This window comes from Clostridium thailandense (assembly GCF_019207025.1).
GTDB classification, from domain to species: Bacteria; Bacillota; Clostridia; order Clostridiales; family Clostridiaceae; genus Clostridium_AM; species Clostridium_AM thailandense.
The window spans coordinates 1-25,083 of sequence record NZ_JAEEGC010000089.1 but is presented as its reverse complement, the minus strand read 5'-3'; the positions used below and the strand labels follow the sequence as shown (position 1 = coordinate 25,083).

The following is a 25,083-nucleotide window of genomic DNA, read 5'->3' as shown; positions in this document are numbered from 1 at the left end:
CCTCCATAGAATTGAAAATATTTTTTCGCTATTTCAATAATTAATAATTTATATTATTTAATAACATTATAACATAAGATTTGACCTTTTTGCCATTTTTTTATTAATGAATAATTAATATCTAATAACACAAATTAAAGTTTATCTATATTTTAAATTTCTGTACAGAATTATTCATAGTAGCTGCAAGCAAAGATTGACTTTCTGCGGCTTTAGCGATCTCCTCCATAGCTTTTGAGGTTTCAGTAATACTTTCTAGTATCTCTTCAGAACTTGTGCTAGATTGAATCATTGCTGTAGATATATTTTCTATGGATCTGTGTGTTTCCTGCATTGAAGTAACTATCTTTTTTATATTCTCATTGAAATCCTGAACCAATATACTTATAAACTCAGCATCTTTCTGATATTGCTCTCCTGTATTAACTAAAACGTCATAATCTGCAGATACATTTTCATCTATGAATTTTAATATATCATTGGCATTCTGCGAGATATTTTTAAAAGCATTCTCTACTTGTTTTACAACTTCTTGAATTTTAGATACAGTCTGAGCAGATTGTTCAGCAAGTTCTCTTACTTCTTCAGCTACTACGGAAAATCCATTTCCTTGTTCACCTGCTCTTGCGGCCTCTATAGCTGCATTAAGTGATAATAAATTTGTTTGACTCGCAATTTCTCCAATAACTTGAGACATCTCTTTAATTTCCTGTATAACTTTTCCCTCTTCGATAGCTTTTACTATATGATTTTGCTTTTCTCTGTAAATGTTTATAGCGATATTTCTGGAATTTTTTGCATTATCTTTCATTACTACCGCTCGACTCTCTATTTCTTTAGCTGCCTTATTTCCTCTTTCCACTCTAATTGCAATATTATCGATAGTTTTCTCTATTTCAGCAACAGCTAAAGTTACTAATTCTGAAGAAGAACTAGATTCTTCTATACCTTCGGTTATTTCCTTTACAGATATATTTATCATTTCAAGCTTAGATGAAATTTCCTCCACTACAGCTGAAAGTTCCTGACTGGAACTGCTTACATCGGACGAATTTGACATAATTTCATCAATTAGATCTCGCGTATTTTTTACTGCATCATTTAAGTTATGGCTTAATTTTCCTAGCTCATCTTCACTATTTAAATCTATCCAAACATTTAAATCTCCCAAAGCTAAATTATTTGCAGCATCAGATAAGATTTTTATTTGACTTTTCACTTGCCTAAGAATAACCATAAGAGAAAGAACACAAATGATTATACTTATTATTCCGAATATTTTCATAAGTAACATAGATGAGTTTATAGTACCATTTGTATTTCCTATATATTTATCCATTTGGTGATATTCATAATCAATAACTGACTGTATACTAGTTAATAAATCTTGCTGAGATTTACTCATATCTTTCAATATATAATCGATTGCCTCATCACTTATGTCATTTTTATATCCATATTCTATCGCTTTACTAAACGCTGTATTTGCAGCTTCCGTGCTGCTGTTAATGTTTTGAAAAAGCTTTTCTTCTTCACTTGAACTTATCATTTTTTGAAGTTTCTTTTTCTCAGTATCATATTTGTGAAGTTCATCGTTTACTAGTCTTCTTTCACTAATCATATAAGTCATGTCAGTGCTTATTGCAATATTTCTAATTGATATTACAATTTTATTTATATGCCCTCTCATACTATTAGAAAGTTTAACCTTTTCGTTGTAATCACTTGTCTCAATAAATACCGTTTTTATATTATTAGAACTACTAATTCCAATTAATATAATAGTACCCATAAAAATTAGAACTATTGTAAAGGCAATAAAAAGCTTTGTGCTTAGTTTAATATTCTTTATATTCATATATATCCTCCTTTTTCAGAGTTCCATTGACGATTTTACCAGTAAATTTTTTAATTTTCTTAGTATCTTTATTTATATAACAATAGTAAACAGGAAAAAGATATATGATTTTCGAGCATTCAATTTGTATCATGAACCAATCATTAAATATGTAGTTTATAACCTATTCTATAAAAGAACATATATCTGAAAATTCAATTTTTACTTTTTCGTCATTATAGTAACTAATAAAATCGTTTTTCAAAATTATACTGTTATCAGCCACATTAGTTGGAATATTTACAACAACATTAGTTCCTTCTCCAAGCTTACTATAAAGCTTAATCTTTCCACCTAACAATTCTACTAAAGCTTTTACTAAAGTTAGACCAATACCACATCCTTCATGATTTCTTCTAAAGGACTTGTCCATTTGTGCAAAGGGAGAAAATATTTCTTTAAGTTTATACTCTGGAATTCCTATACCAGTATCACTAACCAAAACATCAACGCTATCTAACTTATCTTCTATCCTTACTTTAATATTTCCGCCTGGTTCAGTAAATTTAACAGCATTTGATAAAAGGTTAAGCATTATCTTTTCTAACATTTCTTTGTCACAAGATACTATTTTTTTTTCAATAGATGTATCAAAAGTGAGACCAATTCCTTTTTTTTCAGCATAATTTGCTGAAGAAAGGCTAATACCCTTTACTATATTCACAATATTATAATTCATAAAGGTTGAATTGATTTCATTATTTGCTATCTTTGATAGTTCTATAATATTATTTGTCAATTTTATAAGTCTAAAACAGTTTTTTTTCATAATGCCTATATATTTTTCGCATTTTTCACTATCGTAGTTATAGATTTCTTTTTCGGCGGAAATTTCCATAAATTGCAATATGCTTAAAATTAGAGTTAATGGAGTATTAAATTCATGGGATATATTACTTAAAAATTCTGTTTTAAAATCAAATTTATTATAGTTCTTCTGTAAATTCTCATTCTTTTTTCTCAATGACATATATTTATTTCGTATAATTTTTTCTTTTCCATTTGGATTACTTAATATTCTATATAACATGCTATCCCTCATTTTCTTATATTAATTCTCATTTTTTCTTTAGGTATTCCATTTCCATCATCAACTATATGAATTTCTAATTTATCATGTTGCAGATATATTTTTAATTTTCCTCCTCTCCAATATAAAATTATAAACAAATAAATTTAAAAGATGTCTTTTGAATTAACATTATATTTTGAATATTGCAATACAGAGTCAAAAAATAATTTTTCTATTTTGTTTCTAATTCAATATTTTTTTATTTCTACAACATAAATTCATTGATTTATTAGGACTTAATTGTATTTTTTTATTATTTTAACAAAATTCAGTTAATTGTAACAATGCACATTGCATAAATTGCATATTTTTAGTCTCTAATATATAACAATATGCATTTCAAGCTTAAATATCATCATTTCACGACATTTATATTAAAATAATTATTATTCTTTGTATAATAAAAACATATATTTATATTTTCTTGGTTAGACGCACGATTAAAAATCATTAAATTTTTTTAGATGGGGAGGAATTTTTAATGTTTAAAAAAATAATCGTTAAATTTAAAGATGGGGATATCTTACTTCATAAGCTTTCTAAGCAAGACGAATCAGATTCAGCTGCTTTAGAACTTCTAAATACTATGATTATAAATTCTAATAATGATAATGATTCATATGAATCAGATAACAATATTCATTCTATAGAAATAATATTGGTTTAAGCATAAAATATACAAAACTTAGAGATTTGATTACATAGGGGGGAAGCAAGTTGATTTATTTGAAGGCAAATATAACTTTAAAATCAAATGATAATAAATATATAAATAAAAGAAATGTTACTAAATACTTGGAGCGTATTTGTGCAAAGTTTGTAGGTGAATCAATAGATGAATTTGAATTTTGTACAAATAGCCCGAGATGTTTCAATATGAATTTTAGGATATTTAAAAACAACCTTGATTGCAAGATAAGTTGTAATTCTTATGAAAAAATTTTGCAAATAACTCAAGGTATATTGAGATTAGAAAATATAGTTTTTTTAAACTGCCGATTTGAAGTAAATTCATTAGAACTTAAAGAGCTGAACGAAGTGGAGTTAGTTTATAATATTGCCAATTCCGGAACTTATTAAAAATGTAATGAGTTGCCACATTGAGAAATTTTTATACTAATACATTAGTTTGTTAATTATTGATAAACTAATGTATTGCTAATATTATTCTTAGTGTAACAACTCCTTTAAAATTAAACAATTATTTTGTAGATAATTTTAACACTAACTAATATTAAATATCTTTTTCATATATGTGAAGTTCCTGTGTAAACATATCATTTTTTATTAAAGTATTAAGCAAAACGTTTGGATATCTATCATTAATAATTTGGCGAACCATTGATAATCCTAAACCTCTGTTAATGCCTTTGGTAGAATATCCTTTTTCAAATATTTTTCTTATGTCTGGCCTTTCTTTATAGCTATTTTCAATAATAAAGCTTACATAATTTTCACCTTTAAATACTGCTATATTTACTTTTTTCATATCTGTGTCCTCTGCTGCTTCTATTGCATTGTCTATTAATATTCCTAGTATCTTGCATTTATCTAAAGTATCCATATGAATCTTTGATATATTTTCGAATATATCAATATGAATTTCTAGTTCTTTTTGTTGTGAAATAATTAATTTATAAGACAAAATACCTTTTAAAGCTGGAAAATTACTCAAATTTTTAAGAGATGCTGAATTATTATTTACCAAGCTTAATGAATTATATTCTGGACTAATTTCCTCAAAAAAATATTGTTTTAACTCATCAATTTTATTTAATTCTAAATACCCATTTATAGTTGACATTATATTAGTATGATTATGAGCATTTTTTCTCATTTCCTGCATAATATTTTCCATATTTCGTGTGTAATCCAATAACTGACTTAGCTCTTCTTCTTTATACTTATTCTTAAGCTTCTCATTTGTATATTTGTCAACTAAGCAAATCATAGATATATTCGTTAATGAATATAAAACTATTAGCAATATATATAATAAAAATAATTTTACATTTTTTTGTTTGTGAAAATACATATAATCGTAAAGATTGAAAAGTATAATTCCAAAAGTAGTTAAGCAGCTTATTGTATTGTATACTATTCTTTTTTTATTATATAAATTAGTATTATTTAATAAAAATATTTTTTCTATAAATTGAACAGTAAAACATCCTATAATAATATTAAATATATGCAAAAGCAAAGTATAAAAATAATTATTTTGAATTTCATATAAATCTATTTTTTTCAGCTCCATTAAAATGACACAACTAATTAGAAAAGATAGAATATAAATAATTGTAGTAATTACTATAGATAAAATCGCTTCATATTTTTCAATTTTTAATAATATTAATATTAATATCAACAAGCTTGTAATTAAAATCAACTTTAGTATATAGTTAATGTAAATAAACGACATCACTATAGCAAAGTGAAACACTATAAAAAATATTTTTTTTCTTAAAGAAACTTTCTTTAAACTGGGTCTATTAAACAATATAAAGGAAAAAGATATAATTACACCAAGGTTATAAAAGGCATGATTTAATATGTCCATCTTTCAAACAAGCCTTTCACATTTCGCCTAGAAACAAAACAGCTATAACCACTTTTGGTTTTTATAATCAAATTATTTTTATCCACTTCTTTTATTTGCTTAATATTTACTATGCAGGAACGATGACATCGATAAAACAACTCTGTATCCAATTCTTTTTCTATTTCCTTTAATGTTCCATAAAACTCTATTTGCTGATCTGATGTGTTTATTTTTATTTTATGCTCTTCTTCCATTGTTTCTAAAAATTCTATTTCATTTTCTCTTATATTAAAAGTTTTAGGACCAGACTTTATAGTAATAACTTTTACATTATCATTATTATTATTGAATTTATTTGCATACTCAGATTTAGCAATTAATATACATTGATCAATCCTATCTTTTATTTTTCTGTAGTTGTCTTTAAGTATAAAATCTAATGCTCTAACTTTATATTCAAATGTTAAAAGAACCAACTCTGAGTGAGTTGTTATGAATATAATATATCCATCACTATCAATTTCTCTTATTTTTTTCGCTAATAAAACTCCATTCATTGTACTACCTAAATTGATGTCCAAAAAATAAATTCTATTACTTTTTTTATTAAGTTTTAAAGATTCTATTATGAGATTAGGATTATTAGTAGATTGAACTATTTTTCCCTCTAATTCATTCCTTTGTAAAGAATTGTTAATATAGTTTTCAAAAATTTGTCTTTCCCTTGTGTTATCTTCGCATAAAAATATGTTTAACACAACTCATCCCCCCCTACTTTGCACGTAACCAAAATAGTAAATTGCCTGTATTATTTGTTATTATATTACAGTTTTTTTGCTTTACAAACAATAATTGCATAAAATGTACATTTTTCATTATAATCAGCTCTTCTTTAGCTTAATTTAAAGAATTTCGAAATTTTATTGCAGCTCAAAAAAATACAAACCTACACATATAGGTTTGATTTTATAAAAGATTATTAAATGTTCATTTTTTCCCTTAAATAGCTTTTCTGCACTCTTCCAATTAGACATCTATCTCCATTAGACAAAATTAATTCATTATTTTGAGAATCCAATTGTGTTATATAATTTAAATTAACAATATATGACTTATGACATTTATAAAAAGAATTTGATTTTTTATTTAAAGTAGTGATAAACTCTTTTAAAGTGCTATAAGTTTCTATATTACCTTCTCTCATATGAATAATCAATTTAGGACCAAAAGATTCTATAAAAAAAATTTCATCAGAAGCAAGTTTGTATTCTCTATATCCAGATTTAATATTTATATAATCAGATTCACCTTTACTTTTTAACTCCTCTATTTTATTGAAATCCTGCCATAATGCATTTATACATTCTTTAAAATCACCATATATAACTGGCTTAATTAAAAAATCAAAGACCTTAAGCCTATATTGAAATGTAAGCATAGAAAGTTGAGCATGTGCAGTTAAAAAAATGATATAGGAATTTGGTTCGTTATTCCTTATAGTGCGCGCTAAATTTAAACCATTAATATCATTATTAAAATTTATGTCCAAAATATATACATTAGCGTCTCTATAATTAGTTTTTGAATATTCAAGGACTGCATTAGGATTATTTACACACAAAACAATTTCTCCTTTAACATTATCTTCTTTAATTATACGCTCTATTCTATTTATAGTACTACACAATGAGTTTTTTTCATCATCACATATAATAAATTTTAATTCCATGTTAATTACATCACCTTCTTTTCAATATAAAATTAAGTCTATAGAAACAGAATTATAAATTTTGTTCAATTCAAAACCAAGTATAGTTACATATATTTTTTTATATAAATCTCTTGAATAAAAAATATATATTCAATAAAAGTATTATGAATAATATTATTATATTTTCTTAAGATATTCTTACTTAAGATTAACCCTATTCCTCTGTCTTTTCCCTTAGTGGATATTCCTCGATTAATATCCGATACATTTGGTATTTCATTAAATGTATTTCGTATTGATATAACAATTGATTTGACGTTTTCTAATATGCAAATATTTAGTTTCTTAATTTTTGCCTCTGAAGCTGCCTCTATAGCATTATCTAAATATACACCTAATAATTCACAAAGATCTGTGGTCTTTATAAATTTTTTTTCTAAATAAATAATATTTTCTAATTCAACACTAACATTTATTCCTAAGCTTTTAGCTTTATCTAATTTTACAACCAATAGCCCCTTTAGTGCGTGATTTTTTATATTATTTATAGAAAAAATGTAATTCCCCTTTAAATCCTTAATTTGTTCTTCAAATTGATAGAAATACTCTGTTAGTCCTTGCCAATCACTATTTTCTATATAACCACTCAAGCCGTACAATATATTTAAGGCATTATGTCTTATTCGTTTTAACTCATATGTCATTTTTTCATTTTCTTTTACAAATATCTTAAGTTGAGAGTTGATTTTTTTCAACCTTCCAGCACTAGTTTTAACATTTCGTGTTTCAAAATCATTAGAACGCCTTTTTAATTTTTTTAATTCTTCTATTAATTCTTCTTTAGACATATCTTCATAGTTCAATAAACTCCCTCATTCCAGCATAATTTAAAAATTCATGAATCAGTAATGTCCTATATCGAACATTATCATACTAAATTCAACACAAAAATTATACATTTATTTTAGAAAAATTTCAATTATTTCTATAGATAACACATTTTGAGCAGCATAACTAGGAAATTAATGACACTTGCTTATTTTACCTATAGTATTATATAATTTTAAAGTGGAATTTATAAAACATCACCATTAAGATTTACTGTAATTTATAAATTGCAAGGAGACTTAGAGACAGTATGTGTATTGAAAAGAATGTAGATTTAATTAATGAATTGAAAGAGGAAATTAAGAATTTAAAAGCTCAAATTAAAAATTCTAGAGTACAAAAATATTATACTGACAATAAAAATAGCCCCTTCCATATTGCTCTAGAACATTCACCAATTATTATTGCACATGTTGATAATAAATTGAGATATACTTGGATTTATAATCCACACTCAGCTTTTTCTCCAGAAGAATCTATTGGGAAAAGAGATGATGAAATTTCTTTAAATGAAGGCACCCTAGAATTAGTTAAATTGAAGAAACAAGTATTGGAAACTAGAATAAATACCAGAAAAGAAATTGACTTTCCAATACAGGGAAAAATTTTTACCTATGATATAACTGCTAAACCACTAAAAAATAAATTAGGTGAGATTATCGGTGTAACTACAGCCTCAACAGATATTACTGAAAATAAGCGTACTACACAAAGATTGCAAAAAATGTATAAGCAACTTGAAACTTATGTTCAAAACAATGACAGTATGATGTCTGAATTAAGAAGATTTAGACACAACGTATTAAATGTTCTATATGGTTTAAATGGATATATTGATAACAAAGACTGGAAAGGCTTAACAAAATATTTTAGTCAAATAGAAGATCAATTTGAAATATTAAAAGATAATACTGTTTTTTCTATAGAAAAAATTAAAAATCCTGCTACAAAAGGGCTTTTAATGTCAAAATTGCAAGTAGCCAGGGCTTTAGAAATAAATATGGAAATAAAAGTTGAATGTGATGTTATCCTTGATAGCAGGTATATAAAAAATACTGATCTATGTGAAATTTTAGGTGTATTTTTAGATAATGCAATAGAAGCTGCATCTGATGCCTTTACTAAAAACGTTTCGATAATTATACTGGAAAATACTAAATGTATCAGTATATTTATTGAAAATACTTTTAAAGAAAAACCTGATTTAACTATTATAAAAAAAGGTGGCTCAACAAAAGGAAAAGAAAGAGGATTAGGTCTTAAGTTTGTGCAGGATATATTGAAAAATTATTCTAAAATCGTCAATAATACCTTTGTTAACTATAACTTATTCGTGCAAGAACTTAATATTAAAAAGTAAATTAAAACGACTAATAATGAGGTGCTGATTTATGACATTAAATTTCATAATATGCGATGATAACTCAGTTGTTCTAGATGTAACTAAAAACCATATACAGAAAATATTAAAGCAAAAAAATTTGAACGGTAAAGTTGTTTTAGATTCCTCTAACCCATTCAGAGTACTGGAATACTCATCTTTACACAAAAAAGATTTTAATGTATATATATTAGATATATCTTTAAATTGTGACTTAAATGGCTTAAGCTTAGCTCGCAAGATAAGAAAATACGAGCCTCATTCTTATATAATAATACTTACAGCTCATATTGAACTATCTTTAATGCCTTTTAAATATAGGCTCAAAGCTTTTGACTTTTGGGTAAAACCTATAACATTAAGGAATATAGAATCCACTATTGCAGTTCTATACCAAGATTTTGAAGCTCTTTTGAAAAATTTCGGAATTCAACAAAGAAGTTTTATAACAGTGACTTCAGATTATATTAAGCATCAAATATGCATAGAGGATATAATATACATAGAAAGTTTTAAATCAAAACTCATTATTCATTTGATTAATAATGTTTTTCAAGTATATGGATCTATGAAATCAATGCTTTTTCAACTTGAACACTCAGGTAACTTTTTTTATAGAGTTCATAAATCATATATAATAAATTCGAATCATATAGTTAAAATTGATAAATTTAATAAAACAATCACTATGACAAATGGAAAAGAAATACTCGTGCCTGTAACTCAAAATGACATCTTTGATGAATTTAACTATATTTTTGATGATTAACTTACTAAATTATTGATTAAAATTTCAGAATAAATCATAGTACAAAAATATTATTACTAATAGTAAACAATAATAAAAAGATTATTATAATAAAAATAAATCATCTTTTTATTATTGTTTAGAATAAATTACATACATTTTTTAAGTATCAATAGCCGTTTAGGTGTCTAAAGAAAATGCTACTTCATCTAGTAAACTTTTGTTTGTATTATCATCTAATCTAATAATATTTGAATTTTCCTTGTTTTTTAGATTGAATTTCTTTACTCTACTTCTTAACAAATCGGCGTGTTTATACAATTCTTCTGAAGAGGAAGCACTTTCTTCTATATTAGTTGTTCCAGCTTGTACAACTTCTGAAACCTCCTCCATCGCTTCATTTACTTGCGTGATAGATACTGTTTGTTCTGTTGTAGCTTCCTTTATTTTCTCTATAAGATTTGTAATTAAAATTGTATTTTGAACAGTTTCTTCAAGATAACTAGCTGTTTTGTTTGCTATTTTTGTACCTATATCAGCTGTTTTAATAGATTCTTCTATTAAAACAGCTGTTTCCTTTGCGGCTTTTGAACTTCTTTCAGCAAGATTTCTCACTTCATCAGCTACCACAGAGAACCCTTTCCCAGACTCACCAGCTCTAGCAGCTTCAACAGCTGCATTAAGTGCTAGTATGTTAGTTTGAAAAGCTATTTCATCTATAACTTTTATTATTTTAGATATGTTAGAAGATGCTTGATTTATACCTCCCATTGCTTTAAGCATTTCTTCCATTTGAAGATTTCCATCTTCCACTTTTTTCTTTGAATTTAAAGTTAAATCATACACCTTTGAAGAATTTTCTGAATTTTTTATCATTTGATTTTTGAATAGTTCTATAGAAGCGTTAATTTCCTCAATTGCACTAGCTTGTTCTGTGCTTCCTCTTGCTAATCCTTGGCTAGAGTCTGAAATTTGTTTAGAACTTTCTGCAACTTGATCAGCAATGTTATATATTTCACCGAGAACTTTATTAAATGAATTAATTATCAAATTCAGAGATTTTTTAATCTCTATAAAATCACCTTTATAGTCGCTAGAAACCTGCAAATTTAAATTACCTTTTGCCATGTCTCTTAATACTTTAGATATCTCTTGTATGTAAGAAAATATATTACTTATTGTACTGTTTAAAGCATTTTTTATAACAGCATGATCACCTTTATAATCTCCCTTTACAACTATATGAAGATTTCCATTGGCCATTTCTTTTAATACCATTGTTGCTTCTTCAATAGGTTCTATAACAGCATTTAAAATACTATTAATTCCAATTATTAAATCTTTCCACGATCCGTTAAATTTATCCACTTCTCCTCTTGTAGATAATGCTCCTTCTTCTGAAGCTTTTATTAAATAATTTATCTCTTTTATTATGTTTTTTATAGTCTCATTCATTTTAAGTAAACTTATTCCAAGAATATCTTTATCCGATCTAACAATTGTTTCATTACTAAAATCACCATTTGCAATATTTTCTATCATATTAGTCTGTTCTTTAATGTTATCTACCATATTTCTAAAGGCATAAGATAGATCGCCAATTTCATCCTTTCTATCTTTAGTATTTATCTCAATATCTATATTACCTTTAGCTATTTTTTCTGCTTGTTTAGCTAAGATACTAATAGGTTTACTTATAATATTAGAAATTATGATTCCTAATATTAGTGACAGTAATATTCCTAATATGACGATAATAAGCAAACTATTTTTTATATTCTTTGAATACTCTGAATTCAAGTTCAATTCCTTATTACCTTGATCTATATTAATTTTTCTTATATTATCGAATTTATTTGCTATTTTTTCAGCTATATCCTTGCCAGTAGTCATTATAATTTTAGTTGCTTCTGACTTTTTTCCATTGATTGTTAAAGTAATTGCTTCATCACATATTTTAGAGTATTGATCAAGAATTTGATTAAGTGACTCTAGTTCATTTTTTGTTTGCTCATTTTGCATTAGCTTTTCGTACTTATTTATATATACGTTTATCGAGCTGTTTAATGTTTTTATTTGTTCTATTTCTTTTTGTGTCAATTCTTTATTGTCTATATAATCTAAAACAAATTCCCGCATTGCTACCCGAGTATTTTGATATGAGAGTTCGGCTGAATTTAAATAGTCAGTTGCATTAACATTTTGTGTATATATATTTGTATGATTTTTATCTACCTTCATTATATTATTCATTCCGACAAATCCTACTATACTTAATATGATTGAAATAAAACATATAACTATAAATATTTTTACTTTTATCTTAATATCATTTAACCATGTCATTTGTTTTTTTCCTCCTGTTTCTAAGTTTTCATTAAATCAATCCCAGTATCAACTAATTTGTTACAATCTAATAAGAAGTTAATTTTGTTATTAAAATCTATGACATCATTTGTAAAAGATTCTCCCTAATTAGTATCTATATTATAAAACTTGTCTAGTCTAATAAATGCGGATGCTTGTCCTCTAGCTAATATCATTTCGTCTCCATTTATATCTTGAAAAATTTGTTCGTCTTTTATAGTAAAAATTTATCTTATATGATTTGTTGGAATTATATAAGTTGCTCTTCCAATTTTCACTTAAGGAATCCCTTGTTGAATCTCTATACATATCCTCACTTCCTTTAAATTAATTACTATATAATAATAATAACAATTTTTCGGAAAATTTGTTAAATAACTTCTCGAAACGTGTAAAATAATACCTAAACGGTTATTAATTTACTTTTAAGTAATAATTCGTGCACTTAAAGCAATATTATTTTAAATTGCTCTTATAGATCGTTAACTCTATAATTGAACTTACAAAACTATGAAATTACCAATATTGTAAGCTCTCAGTTATTTAATGACTTACAATCAAGTCTATATTGGTAATCTGGATAAGTTTAGTTCTAGAGTTTACGATCTATAAAATATGTATTGGATTATTTAACTTTTTAATATAAAATAATAAGATAAATATTATACTCATTTATAAGGAAATGGAGAAAAGCATGGATAGGCGATTTAAAGGTTATTTATTAGTTTCAGATATGGATGGTACATTAATTGGAAGTGATAAACTAATTTCTGTGGAAAACATTAAGGCTATAAACAGATTTGCAGCGCAGGGAGGAATATTTACTCTTGCTACAGGCAGAATGATGGAATCAGTACGTAAATACTTAGATGTAGTTGATGTAAATATACCTATAATACTATATAATGGAACAAAAATTTATGATTACAATGAAGGAAAAACTATATATGAATTGTTTTTAGAGGATAAAGTTAAAAATATAATTAGGAAATTAAAACAACATGATCCTTCTTTAGGAATTGAGATTTATTATGATGAGAATGTTTATATTTTTAATAAATGTAGGTTTACCAAAAGATTTTCACCTGAAAGAACTGACGTTCATTATAAAATGCCAAACAACTTATGGAATAAAAATTGGACAAAGATTTTAATTTTAGGCGAAGAAGATCAGATTGACAAACTTGAGAATGCTTTTGTTTCTGTGTTTGGTGAAGTCAACTTAGTCAAAAGTGGAGAAAATTATTTAGAAATATTGCCTCAAAACACTTCTAAAGGACATGCTTTAGAAACTTTATGTGAAATTTTAAATATTGATATTGCCAAAACAATTACAATAGGTGATAACATGAATGATTATGAAATGCTAAAAAGATCCGGATATGGTTTTTGTGTAGCAAACGGAAACAAAAAATTATTTGAAGAAGTATCTTATAAGTGCTGCTCAAATGATGAACATGTCATAGATTTTGTAGTCAAATGGGCAGAAGAAAATTTGGCTATATGAAACTATAATGGTACTGTTGCACTTATTATAGTTCAACAGTACCATTCAACGTTATCCATCATATTCTACTAACGCCTTTTTCAAATTTCTAACCCCACCTTTAGGATTTTCAACATCTCCCTTATATCTTGGAATTAAATGTATATGAAGATGTTTTATTGTCTGTCCAGCATAATAACCTATATTTACACCCACATTATATCCTGCGGGTTCATATTGAAGGTCTAGCATTTCTTTTACTTCATGCATAAGGCTATACATGGCTTTTATTTCTTCTTCTGCAGCTTCAAAGAAAAAAGGAAAATGTCTTTTGGGTATTATTAAAGTGTGTCCTTCATTCACAGGAAACTTATCCATTATAGCAAAAGCTAATTTATTTTCTGCTATTATTTCTGATTTGTTATAATTACAAAATAGGCATTCTTCCATATTCTGTTCTCCCTTTCTATTATCATAAATAAAAGCACCAGATATTAACTGTCTAGTGCTGGATAACCTTATAAATATCTATATTTTTTTATTAAATACAAGTAGCCTTGTAGTTTATTCGGGAATCTCATATTCAGGACCAACTATTACCAATCCCAATTCAGTTCTAAGATCTTTATAAATCTCCTCACCATTTCCGTATTTTTTATTTATAATTTTAACTTTAGGTCTTAGAGTAAAGTTAGGATATATTTCTTCCACTACAGCTATTTCGCCATTACTTAATTTAACTATGGTTCCTTCTGGATATGGAACTATACATTTACTAAAAGCTTTAACCACTTCATAATTAAACTGAGTTTGTCCATGTGCCATAATATATTCTACTGCATCATTTGGACTTAGAGCCTTTCTATATGGTCTATCGGATGTTAATGCATCATAAACATCTGCCACTGCTACTATTTGGGCTAAAATGTTTATTTCATCTCCATGCCTTCCTTCTGGATACCCTTTTCCATCCTCCATTTCATGATGTTGAAGAGCTATAATTCGTGAAGTGGCAGGTATATCCGAACTGCCTTTTAAAAAATCATATCCCATTTGTGCATGTTCTTTGACAATATTAAGTTCTTCAACTGTCAATTTATCACTCTTTAGTAATATATCTTGTGGTACAAGTGCCTTACCAATATCATGAATTAATGCTCCTAAACATAAATCATATAATTTTCTTCTTTCCAGTTGTAATTGTATTCCTAGTACTAAAGACAATACAGCGACATTGACGCTGTGTTGATAAGTATAATTATCTGTACTTTTTATATCTACAACATTAATCAAAACATTTCTTCTTCCAAGAAGCTCTTCCATAATCTCCTTAACAATTTCACTAATAGATTGAAAATATTTCTGTCTTTCAGCTATAAATTTTTTATCTTGCATACTACCTTTTCCAGCACTAGAACTGAACTTATCAAAACTATAGAAAGTTTCCTTTATAGTTTTAATCGCTTTTTGTCTTAATTCTGGCTTTATTAAATCGTCGACTTCTGGGCCACTATATTCATCATTTATATACATGGTAAATATCCCAAGCTGCGTCACTCTTCTAATATAGCTTTCAGTAAGCTTTACACCTTCTCTTAAGAGAACTGCACCCTTATCATCATAAATGCTTTTCGCCAAAAAGCTTCCTGCTTTAACATACTGTATTGGTACAAGTCTCATTGCTTCAAACCCCCAATCCACACAACTACTTTCTGTCAATTTACTGTTTATAAGTAATATTTTATCAGACTTAAAGTAAAATTGGTATTCTTCTTTAGTATATTAGTCAATTTTATTATAAAAAAAGAGATTAGCAATTTAATTCTAATCTCTTTAAAGCAGAAACAAGTATTTATAAAAATCATCTAAAAATCAATTAATATTGAACATTTTTTAAGAATAATCCCTTAGCTTGAGCTATTGGACCAGATTCAGATCTTTTCTTCTCATTCAATATTTTTTCTATATCTGATGGTTTTAAATTTCCTTTACCTACTTCTAAGAGAGTTCCTGTAATAATTCTAACCATGTTGAGCAAAAATCCGTTTCCGTTTACCTCTATTTCTATCATATCATCTTTTTGATTTATATGTATATAGTTAATAGTTTTAATAGTAGACTTAGTTTTAGATTTCAGATTGGTAAAACTTTGAAAATCATGAGTTCCGATTAAAATCTCTGATGCATTTCTCATTTCATTTATATTGAGTTCTTCATCAGTATGATAAGCATATTTCCTGTTAAATACACTTCTAAATTTATTGTTATTTATTCTATATACATAAGTTTTAGATTTTACATTGTATCTTGCATGAAACCTTTCTGTTGTATCCTTCATAGATTTTACTACTATATCTTCAGGTAGGAATTCATACAAATAATTTAGCATATCCTCTATAGTTAGATTGCAATAAGTATGAAAGTTTGCTATATAATTTTCAGCGTGTACTCCTGAATCAGTTCTTCCACAACCTATTACTTGAACATCTTCCCCTGTCATTTTAGATAAAACATTTTCTATTTTTTCTTGAACAGTTGGGACGCCTTCCTTTTGCTTTTGCCATCCCCTATATCTAGTTCCGTCATACTCAATTGACATTCTTAAATTTCTCATATAGTACCACCTTTTGTTTATTTTATTAAATTACACAACTAATATTGTACCATTAATATTAAAATTAGACACCTTTTTTCTTTTCTCCCCATATTATTTTATGCATCTGTATTGGTAGATTAATTTTATTCATCTTTTTATCTTTCATAAATAACTTTAAGGCAATTTAATTTCCTTTAGATATTTCCTTTGTAAAAACCCAATCTTTTTTAACAAAATCTCTTCCTTTAATAAAAATCTTGTTTCCTTCTACCTCTACATATAATCCCTGACTATCATTATAAAGTCTTTTTATATTATGTCCTTCAGGTAATATAGCATAGTGAACGGCACCTGTATGTACAATAGTGAAAGGTTGATTTTGTTCTATATTATCTACACTTAACAAAACATGAGTATGAGATGTGAACAAAACTACTTCAGGATATTTTGACAAAATTTTATTTAGTTCATCTCTTTGTTCTACGCCGCGCCATCCCTTTATACTTGTACTTAGATGCTGATGTAAAAATACAAAAATAGGCTTACCTTTTTCATGCTTCTCAGCTAATCTTTCCTTTAGCCATCCTAACTGTTTTTCAGATAAATAAGCGTTCACTGGTCCTAAAGCTTTTGTATTTCCTGATTCAGAACCTAATGATATGAAATGGTATCCTTTTATCCAAATATCATGGTATACTGATTTTTCTCCTGAAAAATCTAAATACATATTTATAAATTTCTGTACATCATCTTTTGTATTAGGTCCTTTTGCATAATCAAAATAATCGTGATTTCCAATATTCTCTATTATAGTTTTAGGAAGTATGTTGCTATTCTGCTTCAAAGTATTTTTCAGTACATCATATTGAATTTTTAATCCTTGGTCAACATTGTCACCATTCAATACCATAGCATCCATGCTGCTATTTATGCTACGTAAATCATTGATAGCATTTTGTAATTTATGAACATCTCCATGCACGTCTCCTAAAACCGCAAACTTAAGTTCTTTATCTTCTGTTTTTTTAGTATTTACACTTACTTCTACTTTTTTATAATTACTCGATATTAAAACTCCCTTTATATACACTCCAAATGAAATGATTACACCTATTATTAATACTGATGCTATTATTTTTAATTTCTTCATATAATCTTTGGCCCCTGTCATATTTCAAAATTTTATGTTTTTATAATATCACACTGTAATTTATAAAACTACCTGTGTTATGAATGTGTTTCAAATATTTTTCCCCTAATTATATTTTTCTATTAATTATAAAAAATTGTTATAATAACTTTTCTTTATTACTACACTGCTGATATAATAATATGTGAAATAAATGATTTAAACACAGAATATAATTTTATGCATAAAATAATTGGAAGGAGGTATTTATCGAAGTTATAGATTTACTCACAATCTAGAGATTTAGAGTTAATTTAACTCTGAATAATTTCGGTAAAAATATATGGATAACAAAAAAACTTTGCAAATTGACAATGAACGATGTGTGGGATGTAGAAAGTGCGAAAATTCCTGTGCTATGGGAGCCATAACTATAGTTAATGAACATGGATATATTAATATAAATCTGTGTATTAATTGCGGTTCCTGTATTTCAGTGTGCCATAAATATGCAATAAGATAAATTTAATAAAAAGACTTATATAAGGAGCAAGATATGACAGTATGTGCTTTAATTGGTAATCCTAATGTTGGGCAGGAAACTTTTTTTAGTAAAATAGCTCGTGTACAACAAAAATCAGATGAAGAGGGAAATTCTAAAATAGACAAACAGCAAGGTTTTATAGATAAAAGTACCAAAATAGTCGCATTTCCTGGGATTTACTCTATAGATACAAATTCTAAAACTGAAAACTTATTTATTAACTATATAACAGAAAACAAGGTAGATCTAATAATTAATATTGTAAACGCTTCGAATTTAGAGAGAAATCTTTATTTAACCCTGCAATTAACAAAATTAAATATACCAATGGTAGTTGCTTTAAATTCAGTCGATAAGGCTAAAAGGAATGGTATTTATATAGATATTCAAAAACTCTCTGATATGTTAGGAATCAAAGTTATACCTATAAATAAACTTGCTAAACCTCACGTTAAAGCAGTACACAAATACATAAAGGATTCTAGCTTCTCAGCACCTAATATCTTTCCTGAAAATATAAATACTGAAAAAAACACCTATTCCTATATAGAGCAAATAATGAATTCCTGCATTAGCGTTAAAAAACATAACTTAGTTAACATATCACAAAAAATAGACAGGATTGTTTTAAATAAATATTTAGCGTACCCAATTTTTGCTTGCATTATTTATCTTATTTTTAAAATAGTGTTTTCCTGGGTGGGTACCCCTCTTTCTGATCTTTTAAGAAGTGCATTGTTTGACTATACAATACCTGTAGTTGATAAATTATTATCTCACCAGAGCCCATGGTTTAAATCGCTCATAATTGATGGGATTATATCTGGTATAAGTTCGGTATTGGTATTCCTTCCAGTAATTCTGACGCTATTTTCTATATTGTCATTTTTAGAAGATAGCGGATATATGAATAGAGTTGCCTTTCTTATGGATAGAATTATGAATATGGGAGGAATATCAGGTAAGTCATTTATGCCAATGATAATAGGTTTTGGATGCTCTGTTCCAGCTTTAATAGCCGCTAAAAATATTGAAGATGAAAGAGAAAGAAATATTACAGCATTACTTATACCATTGATGTCCTGTAATGCAAAGCTTCCTGTATACATGCTTTTTGCTACCATGTTTTTTCACGGTAAAGAAATTATTGTTCTGGCTTTTATGTATTCTATGGGCGTATTTATAGCTTTTATTTACAGTTTAATCTTTAAATTTTTAGTGAAAGAAGCTAATTATGAGCCATACATCGATGAAATACCAGAATATACACTGCCAAATTTAAAATTGCTATTTATGCATACTTGGGAAAAGGGCAAAGGATTTTTAAAGAAAATCGGAACTATTATTTTTTCAATGTCTATTATAACTTGGGTGTTGTCTAATTTCAGTTTAAAAGGTATGGTAAATATAAATGAAAGCTTTTTAGCCTTTATAGGAAAATTAATATCTCCAATCTTTGCTCCTCTGGGCTTTGGATACTGGCAAAATTCAGTTTCTCTGCTCACTGGTTTAATGGGAAAGGAAGTTATTGCAGGTACCTTAGGAGTTTTATATGGTGGTAATCTTTCAGTAACTATGGCGCAGCATTTTAATACAATATCATCCTTAAGCTTTATACTTTTTATTCTTTTATACACTCCTTGTGCCTCAACTATAATAACCTTAAAAAAAGAATTCGGTACCAAGATGGCTTTAATTTCAATATTTTATCAATTTGCTACCGCTTGGATAGTTTCATTTTTATTTTATAATATAGGAATGAGGTATTTTTATGGATTTTAAGGATTGCATCGAGTTTTTCATTGCTGCCATAATAATTATTGCTGCTATTTACATCATATATATGAAGATAAGAAACAGTAACAATCAATGCCGTAATTGTGGAAGCTGTTCTAAAATGTGTCCGCATTACAGAACTAAAAAAATTCAGAAAAATAAATTTAAATCTTAATTTTATTTCTCTAAAAAACTCTGAAGCTAAACTAATTTCAAGAATTTTTAGCCGCAGAGTTTTTTAATATCAATTATTTGATTTTTATTGAAATTTATCTTAAAATTCCTTTTTTAATAAGTTTAAGGAACTCTTCTCGTGGAATATTTACAGCTCCTAAACTTTCAAGATGTTTAGTATAAACCTGACAGTCTACCATAATGTAGCCCTCTGAATCCAGCTTTTTGCAAAGAGTAATAAATGCAGCCTTAGAAGCATTATCCATAACTGAAAACATAGATTCGCCAAAAAAGCATTTTCCAATACTTATACCATATAACCCGCCAACTAATTTATTTTCATACCAGGCTTCCACAGAATGTGCATGTCCAAGTTCATGAAGCTTACTATAGGCTTCTATCATATCATCAGTAATCCATGTGCCGCTTTCTTTTCGAACACCAGCACAATTTGATATTACATCTCTAAAGCAAGTGTCAAAAGAAATTCTATATGTATTCTTTTTTAGCAGCTTTTTCATAGAATGAGAGACTTTTATATCCTGTGGATAAAGAATAAATCTTGGATCTGGAGACCACCAGAGTATAGGTTCCCCTTCCGAAAACCAAGGAAATATTCCATTTTGATAGGCTAGCATTAACCTATCAGGACACAGATCTCCATATACAGCTAAAAGTCCATCTTCCTCTGCGAGAGATGGATGGGGGAATATTAAATCATCATTTAATCTAAAAATAGGCATAATTACTTCCTTTCCCATATATTTATTAAGTTATTTCTTAATACTATCCCAAAGAAAATTAAAAGATATTTCTAAAAACTCTTCATCCTTAGCTAAAGTGGGATTTTCAATAAAATAATGCATACTTGAATTAAATATGCCTACAATTACTGCATTGATATAATCTTGATTGGAGTTTTTTATAATTTCATTTTCCATACCTTCAGTAATTAGCTCTAATAAACTGCTAAGCTTGCTAACTCCTTCTTTTCTAGTTACTTCACCTATATAAGGTGAATTACTAAACTGCTGAAAAAATAAAAATTCATCTGTATTGTGAAGACCCCATCCTAGATAATTCATATAAATCCTTTTTAATTTACTCCTGAGAGTTTTTTCTTTGTCAATCCCCTGTGTTATCTGCCTTATTAAAGAATCCTTGCAATATAAATAAAGACTATTTATTAACTGTTCCTTTGTGTCAAAATAATTGAACAACGTTCCCGTTGCAACACCTGCTTCTTTAGAAATTCGAGCCGTAGGAGTATTATCAAATCCATGAGCGTTAAAAAGCTTTAAAGCTGCTTTTAATATTCTCTCTCTTCTGTCCATATCTTCCCTCCTTATCAGTCTAGAGAGTATTATAATTTGTATTAATCAAATAATCAACACTAATATTCTTTAAATTTACTACTGCTGACATGGAACTTCAAATAGAAAGGGAGTGCAATCCTATATCTCTATAAGTTTATATTGTTTGCTTCCTAAACCTATTTTTTCTGCATATTCTAAAGTATATCTGCCTCTTCTAAATACTGTTCTCCCATTATTTTTATCGAGTACATCAAGACAAGCTTGATCTATAGCAACGGGATCTGTAGCTGCAAATATACCTATATCTTTTGCTACTGGTTTCATACTATGTCCATGACAATCGCAATTTCTAGTTATGTTAAAAGCAAAGGTAATATAAATATTATTCTTACCTTTAGCAGCTCCATAAGCATATTCAGCAAGCCTCTCGTTAAAGTTTTTAGAAAGTGATGCCAGCCAACCATTTGAAACTGCTCCAAAATTACAAGTTGTCATACATGCAGCACAACCAACACATTTATCTTTATTAATCTTAGCTTTTGATTCTATAACGATTGCCTTTTCCGGACAATTCTTAGCACATGCACCGCAACCTTTACATTTAAAATAGCTTATTTTAGGTATAGAATTAGCATGTTGAGCAAGCTTTCCACCCCTTGATGCACACCCCATTGCAAGTTGCTTAATTGCACCTCCAAAACCAGCTAAAGCATGACCCTTAAAATGACTTATAACCATAATTTGTTTTTGCTTTGCAATCTCTTTGCCTATTTTGCATTTTTTAAAATTCTTTTTATTTATTTCTACCTCTTCATAATCTTCACCATGATCTCCATCTGCAATTATAATAGGTAATTGAGTAAATCCATGTTCCATTGCAAGCTTAATATGATTTTCACTAGTAGTTCGCTGCCCTCTATAAAGTACATTTGTTTCCATAAAAGCACTTTTTATTTCTCTTTCTTTAAAGTATTTAAATATACCTTCAAAGTTTTTAGATTCTATAAAAGTATTATTGCCCTTTTCTCCAAAATGAACTTTCAGTGGTATGTACTTTTCAAGTACAATATTTTCACCTTCTATCAAGCTATTCAAAAGCAGCTTAGTTACTTGATTTATTTCTTCTGTTTTCAAATATGAATCTATAGCTTTAAAATATACTTTTTTCATAAGACATCTCCTCTATCAATTATTATTAATGACTATTTAGTCAATAAAAGACTCAAAATTATTCTTTTATATTATTCCAAAGAAAATTAAAAGAATTCTATAAAATCACATAAATTTCAACTGAAGCATAACCTGAAATTTAACAATTTCAAGTTAGATTCATTAAAGATAAACACACTATAAATTTTACTTTCTAGAACATCTTCTTTTGATTATTAATATTTTAACTTATTATCTTGCTAACTTAATTCTAATATTTAATGACTAAACAGTCAATAATTATGTTTCTTTATTTATCTAATTTAGTTACTTTTAACAGTATTGACAAATGTTAATCTATATGTAATAGTGAAAATGTCTTAGGTAAAATATAATTTTTGCTAGAGTTCATTGAAATAAAAAGGAGGGACGGTATATTCAAAAAAATAGATTACTTAGAAAAAAACAAAATATAATTATCGTATTATTAATTCTAATAATACTTATTTTGTGTGGATGTGGAGTTGAAAAAAATAACATACCTAAATCCTCACAAGGAACAATTGATTTAACTAATTGGGACTTTAAAAAAGATGGACTTGCTAAACTAGATGGGCAATGGGAATTGTACTGGGGACAGTTATTAGAGCCTAAGGATTTTAAAAGTAATCATAGAAATAACCCAAATAATTTTATTAATCTACCTAATTCATTAATTACCACTGTAAATAATAATATACTACCTAAGTTTGGATACGGCACAATGAGAATTATAATTAAAATGAAAGCTAACGGCGATAAGCTTTATGGAATAAAAACTCAACATATACTTTCAGCCTCAAAAATATGGATTAATGGACAATTAGTATCTTCCGCAGGATTAGTATCTAAAGATGAAAATAGTGCCATTGAAAGTTTTGAGCATCAAATGGCTTTTTTTAAAAATGATAATAATGATGTAGAAATTGTTATTCAAATGTCTAACTTTAATAATGTAAGTGGCAAAATTCAAAGCATTTTTTTAGGTAATGCTAACCAAGTAAAAAGAGAATACATTACAAGTGCGGCTTCGGATGCATTTGTTATTGGATGCATTTTTATCATGGGAATTTATCACTTTGTACTGTATTATAAAAGACCAAAATACAAAGCGCCTTTATACTTCGGAATATTTTGTTTAGTAATAGCTTTAAGAAACACGCTAGTAGGTGAAAGAATTATATTTGATATATTTCCCAATATTCCATTTACACTATTTAATAAAATAGCTTACTTAACTGTATATTTTTCCCTTCCCTTTATAGCTATGTTTTTCAAAGAACTTTTTGCTAAAGATATTTCATCAAAAATGATACATGTGACCCAAATTGTATCATTATTTATTAGTCTGGTAACAATATGTACAAATATAGAGATCTATGAAGCCTTTTTAATATATTATGAAGTATATGCTATTATACTATTCATATATATATTATTTATTGTAGTTAAGGCTGTTATTAATAATACTCAAGGAGCTTTAATCATTTTATTTGGATTTATTGTTTTCTTAGCTACAGTAGTTCATGATGCCATTTTACACGCAAGATTATTGAATACAAATTCCCTTATACCTTTAGGATTTTTTATTTTTATATTTTCACAGGCTTATATGCTAGCAACAAAATTTTCTAATGCATTCCTTAAAATAGAAAAACTTGTTGAAGAAAATAAATCCGTATATATAGACGAGTTAACAGGTATTCTAAATAGGCGAGGTTTCTATGAACAGGGCGATAATTTGTTTAAGGCTACATCAACTACTGGTGGTAAATTCACACTGTTTTATGGAGATTTGAATAGACTAAAGACTATAAATGATTCCTTTGGCCACAAGGAAGGTGATGAAGCAATTAAAAATACAGCACAGATTTTTAAAAATTCCTTTGCTGAAAGCGATATAGTAGCACGCATGAGCGGAGATGAATTTGTTGCTATAGCAGTTAACAAGGCATCGGAAGAGGAGTCAAAAAAAATCATAGAACTCATTAACAGCAATTTTTATAAGTATAATTTAATTTCAAAAAAACCATATAAACTATCAATTAGTATGGGTTATTCTATGTGTATTCCTAGTACAAATACCACCTTTAAAGAATTACTTCATAAAGCCGACACTATGCTTTATGAAGCCAAAATTATGATCACAAACAGTTAATTTTTAAAAGTAAGATTATCTTTCTTAATTTTATCCTTACAGTAAAGACTAAAAAAGAAAAAGGTTAATTGAATTCCTTTTTCTTTTTTAGTCTTTAATTATAGTATTAA

23 protein-coding genes are annotated in these 25,083 nt (G+C 27.3%); 9 read left to right on the top strand and 14 right to left on the bottom strand.

Features of this window, described 5'->3' with window-relative positions; translation table 11 throughout:
- Window positions 1–145: 145 nt before the first annotated feature.
- Together I6U48_RS16805 and I6U48_RS16800 are read right to left on the bottom strand one after the other, a co-directional pair.
- Window positions 146–1,858, bottom strand: a complete 1,713-nt coding sequence (locus I6U48_RS16805; protein WP_218321624.1) for a methyl-accepting chemotaxis protein — start codon at window positions 1,856–1,858, stop codon at window positions 146–148.
- 163 nt (window positions 1,859–2,021) lie between these two features.
- Window positions 2,022–2,927: a sensor histidine kinase gene (locus I6U48_RS16800; protein ID WP_218321623.1), complete on the bottom strand. Its 906-nt coding sequence runs from the start codon at window positions 2,925–2,927 to the stop codon at window positions 2,022–2,024.
- A 523-nt stretch (window positions 2,928–3,450) separates the two neighbouring features.
- On the opposite strand from I6U48_RS16800, the gene I6U48_RS16795 reads away from it, so the two are divergent.
- A complete protein-coding gene (locus I6U48_RS16795; RefSeq protein ID WP_218321622.1) occupies window positions 3,451–3,636 on the top strand; it encodes a hypothetical protein in 186 nt (61 codons plus the stop codon).
- A gap of 50 nt (window positions 3,637–3,686) precedes the next feature.
- The gene (locus tag I6U48_RS16790; RefSeq protein WP_218321621.1) at window positions 3,687–4,049 is read left to right on the top strand and encodes a hypothetical protein; all 363 of its coding nucleotides are present in this window, start codon (window positions 3,687–3,689) and stop codon (window positions 4,047–4,049) included.
- Between the two features lie 154 nt (window positions 4,050–4,203).
- On the opposite strand, the gene I6U48_RS16785 is transcribed toward I6U48_RS16790, so the two are convergent.
- The 4 genes from I6U48_RS16785 to I6U48_RS16770 all read right to left on the bottom strand — a co-directional run bounded on the left by I6U48_RS16785 (window position 4,204) and on the right by I6U48_RS16770 (window position 8,085).
- Window positions 4,204–4,920 carry a sensor histidine kinase gene (locus I6U48_RS16785; RefSeq protein ID WP_218321620.1) on the bottom strand — a complete coding sequence of 239 codons (717 nt, stop codon included), beginning with the start codon at window positions 4,918–4,920 and terminating at the stop codon, window positions 4,204–4,206.
- 596 nt (window positions 4,921–5,516) lie between these two features.
- Complete coding sequence (locus I6U48_RS30135) at window positions 5,517–6,269, bottom strand: LytR/AlgR family response regulator transcription factor (RefSeq protein WP_218321619.1); 753 nt, start codon at window positions 6,267–6,269, stop codon at window positions 5,517–5,519.
- A gap of 221 nt (window positions 6,270–6,490) precedes the next feature.
- Window positions 6,491–7,240 (bottom strand): LytR/AlgR family response regulator transcription factor, encoded by a 750-nt coding sequence (locus I6U48_RS16775; protein WP_218321618.1) that lies wholly within the window; start codon window positions 7,238–7,240, stop codon window positions 6,491–6,493.
- Window positions 7,241–7,326: 86 nt separating this feature from the next.
- A complete protein-coding gene (locus I6U48_RS16770; protein WP_218321617.1) occupies window positions 7,327–8,085 on the bottom strand; it encodes a sensor histidine kinase in 759 nt (252 codons plus the stop codon).
- Window positions 8,086–8,360: 275 nt separating this feature from the next.
- Between I6U48_RS16770 and I6U48_RS16765 the strand changes: the two genes are divergently transcribed.
- Entirely contained in the window at window positions 8,361–9,470 is a 1,110-nt protein-coding gene (locus I6U48_RS16765) for a sensor histidine kinase (RefSeq protein ID WP_218321616.1), read from the top strand.
- 31 nt (window positions 9,471–9,501) lie between these two features.
- Window positions 9,502–10,260 (top strand): LytR/AlgR family response regulator transcription factor, encoded by a 759-nt coding sequence (locus I6U48_RS16760; RefSeq protein ID WP_218321615.1) that lies wholly within the window; start codon window positions 9,502–9,504, stop codon window positions 10,258–10,260.
- Window positions 10,261–10,419: 159 nt separating this feature from the next.
- Here the strand turns inward: I6U48_RS16760 and I6U48_RS16755 are convergent, their stop codons facing one another.
- Window positions 10,420–12,585, bottom strand: coding sequence for a HAMP domain-containing methyl-accepting chemotaxis protein (locus I6U48_RS16755; RefSeq protein WP_218321614.1), 2,166 nt, complete (start codon window positions 12,583–12,585; stop codon window positions 10,420–10,422).
- A 715-nt stretch (window positions 12,586–13,300) separates the two neighbouring features.
- Between I6U48_RS16755 and I6U48_RS16750 the strand changes: the two genes are divergently transcribed.
- Window positions 13,301–14,113, top strand: a complete 813-nt coding sequence (locus I6U48_RS16750; RefSeq protein WP_218321613.1) for an HAD family hydrolase — start codon at window positions 13,301–13,303, stop codon at window positions 14,111–14,113.
- 51 nt (window positions 14,114–14,164) lie between these two features.
- On the opposite strand, the gene I6U48_RS16745 is transcribed toward I6U48_RS16750, so the two are convergent.
- From I6U48_RS16745 to I6U48_RS16730, 4 genes are all read right to left on the bottom strand, one after another.
- Window positions 14,165–14,572 (bottom strand): HIT family protein, encoded by a 408-nt coding sequence (locus tag I6U48_RS16745; protein ID WP_312891061.1) that lies wholly within the window; start codon window positions 14,570–14,572, stop codon window positions 14,165–14,167.
- Between the two features lie 84 nt (window positions 14,573–14,656).
- Entirely contained in the window at window positions 14,657–15,772 is a 1,116-nt protein-coding gene (locus I6U48_RS16740; RefSeq protein ID WP_218321611.1) for an HD-GYP domain-containing protein, read from the bottom strand.
- 196 nt (window positions 15,773–15,968) lie between these two features.
- On the bottom strand, window positions 15,969–16,706 hold the full coding sequence (truA, locus tag I6U48_RS16735; RefSeq protein ID WP_218321610.1) for a tRNA pseudouridine(38-40) synthase TruA: 738 nt from the start codon (window positions 16,704–16,706) through the stop codon (window positions 15,969–15,971).
- 166 nt (window positions 16,707–16,872) lie between these two features.
- Entirely contained in the window at window positions 16,873–17,838 is a 966-nt protein-coding gene (locus I6U48_RS16730; protein WP_218321609.1) for a metallophosphoesterase family protein, read from the bottom strand.
- 322 nt (window positions 17,839–18,160) lie between these two features.
- Between I6U48_RS16730 and I6U48_RS16725 the strand changes: the two genes are divergently transcribed.
- From I6U48_RS16725 to I6U48_RS16715, 3 genes are read left to right on the top strand one after another with little or no spacing between them, the layout of a single operon-like run.
- Entirely contained in the window at window positions 18,161–18,340 is a 180-nt protein-coding gene (locus tag I6U48_RS16725; protein WP_218321608.1) for a 4Fe-4S dicluster domain-containing protein, read from the top strand.
- Between the two features lie 33 nt (window positions 18,341–18,373).
- Window positions 18,374–20,143, top strand: coding sequence for a ferrous iron transport protein B (gene feoB, locus I6U48_RS16720; protein WP_218321607.1), 1,770 nt, complete (start codon window positions 18,374–18,376; stop codon window positions 20,141–20,143).
- Complete coding sequence (locus I6U48_RS16715; protein ID WP_218321606.1) at window positions 20,133–20,312, top strand: FeoB-associated Cys-rich membrane protein; 180 nt, start codon at window positions 20,133–20,135, stop codon at window positions 20,310–20,312. Before feoB ends, I6U48_RS16715 begins: the two co-directional genes overlap by 11 nt.
- A 94-nt stretch (window positions 20,313–20,406) precedes the next feature.
- Here the strand turns inward: I6U48_RS16715 and aat are convergent, their stop codons facing one another.
- From aat to I6U48_RS16700, 3 genes are all read right to left on the bottom strand, one after another.
- Window positions 20,407–21,054, bottom strand: coding sequence for a leucyl/phenylalanyl-tRNA--protein transferase (gene aat, locus I6U48_RS16710; RefSeq protein WP_218321605.1), 648 nt, complete (start codon window positions 21,052–21,054; stop codon window positions 20,407–20,409).
- Between the two features lie 30 nt (window positions 21,055–21,084).
- On the bottom strand, window positions 21,085–21,645 hold the full coding sequence (locus I6U48_RS16705) for a TetR/AcrR family transcriptional regulator (RefSeq protein ID WP_218321604.1): 561 nt from the start codon (window positions 21,643–21,645) through the stop codon (window positions 21,085–21,087).
- Window positions 21,646–21,765: 120 nt separating this feature from the next.
- On the bottom strand, window positions 21,766–22,797 hold the full coding sequence (locus I6U48_RS16700) for a DUF362 domain-containing protein (RefSeq protein WP_218321603.1): 1,032 nt from the start codon (window positions 22,795–22,797) through the stop codon (window positions 21,766–21,768).
- Window positions 22,798–23,284: 487 nt separating this feature from the next.
- Here I6U48_RS16700 and I6U48_RS16695 point away from each other — a divergent pair, with 487 nt between their 5' ends.
- Window positions 23,285–24,973 carry a diguanylate cyclase gene (locus I6U48_RS16695; protein ID WP_218321602.1) on the top strand — a complete coding sequence of 563 codons (1,689 nt, stop codon included), beginning with the start codon at window positions 23,285–23,287 and terminating at the stop codon, window positions 24,971–24,973.
- Window positions 24,974–25,083: the final 110 nt, after the last annotated feature.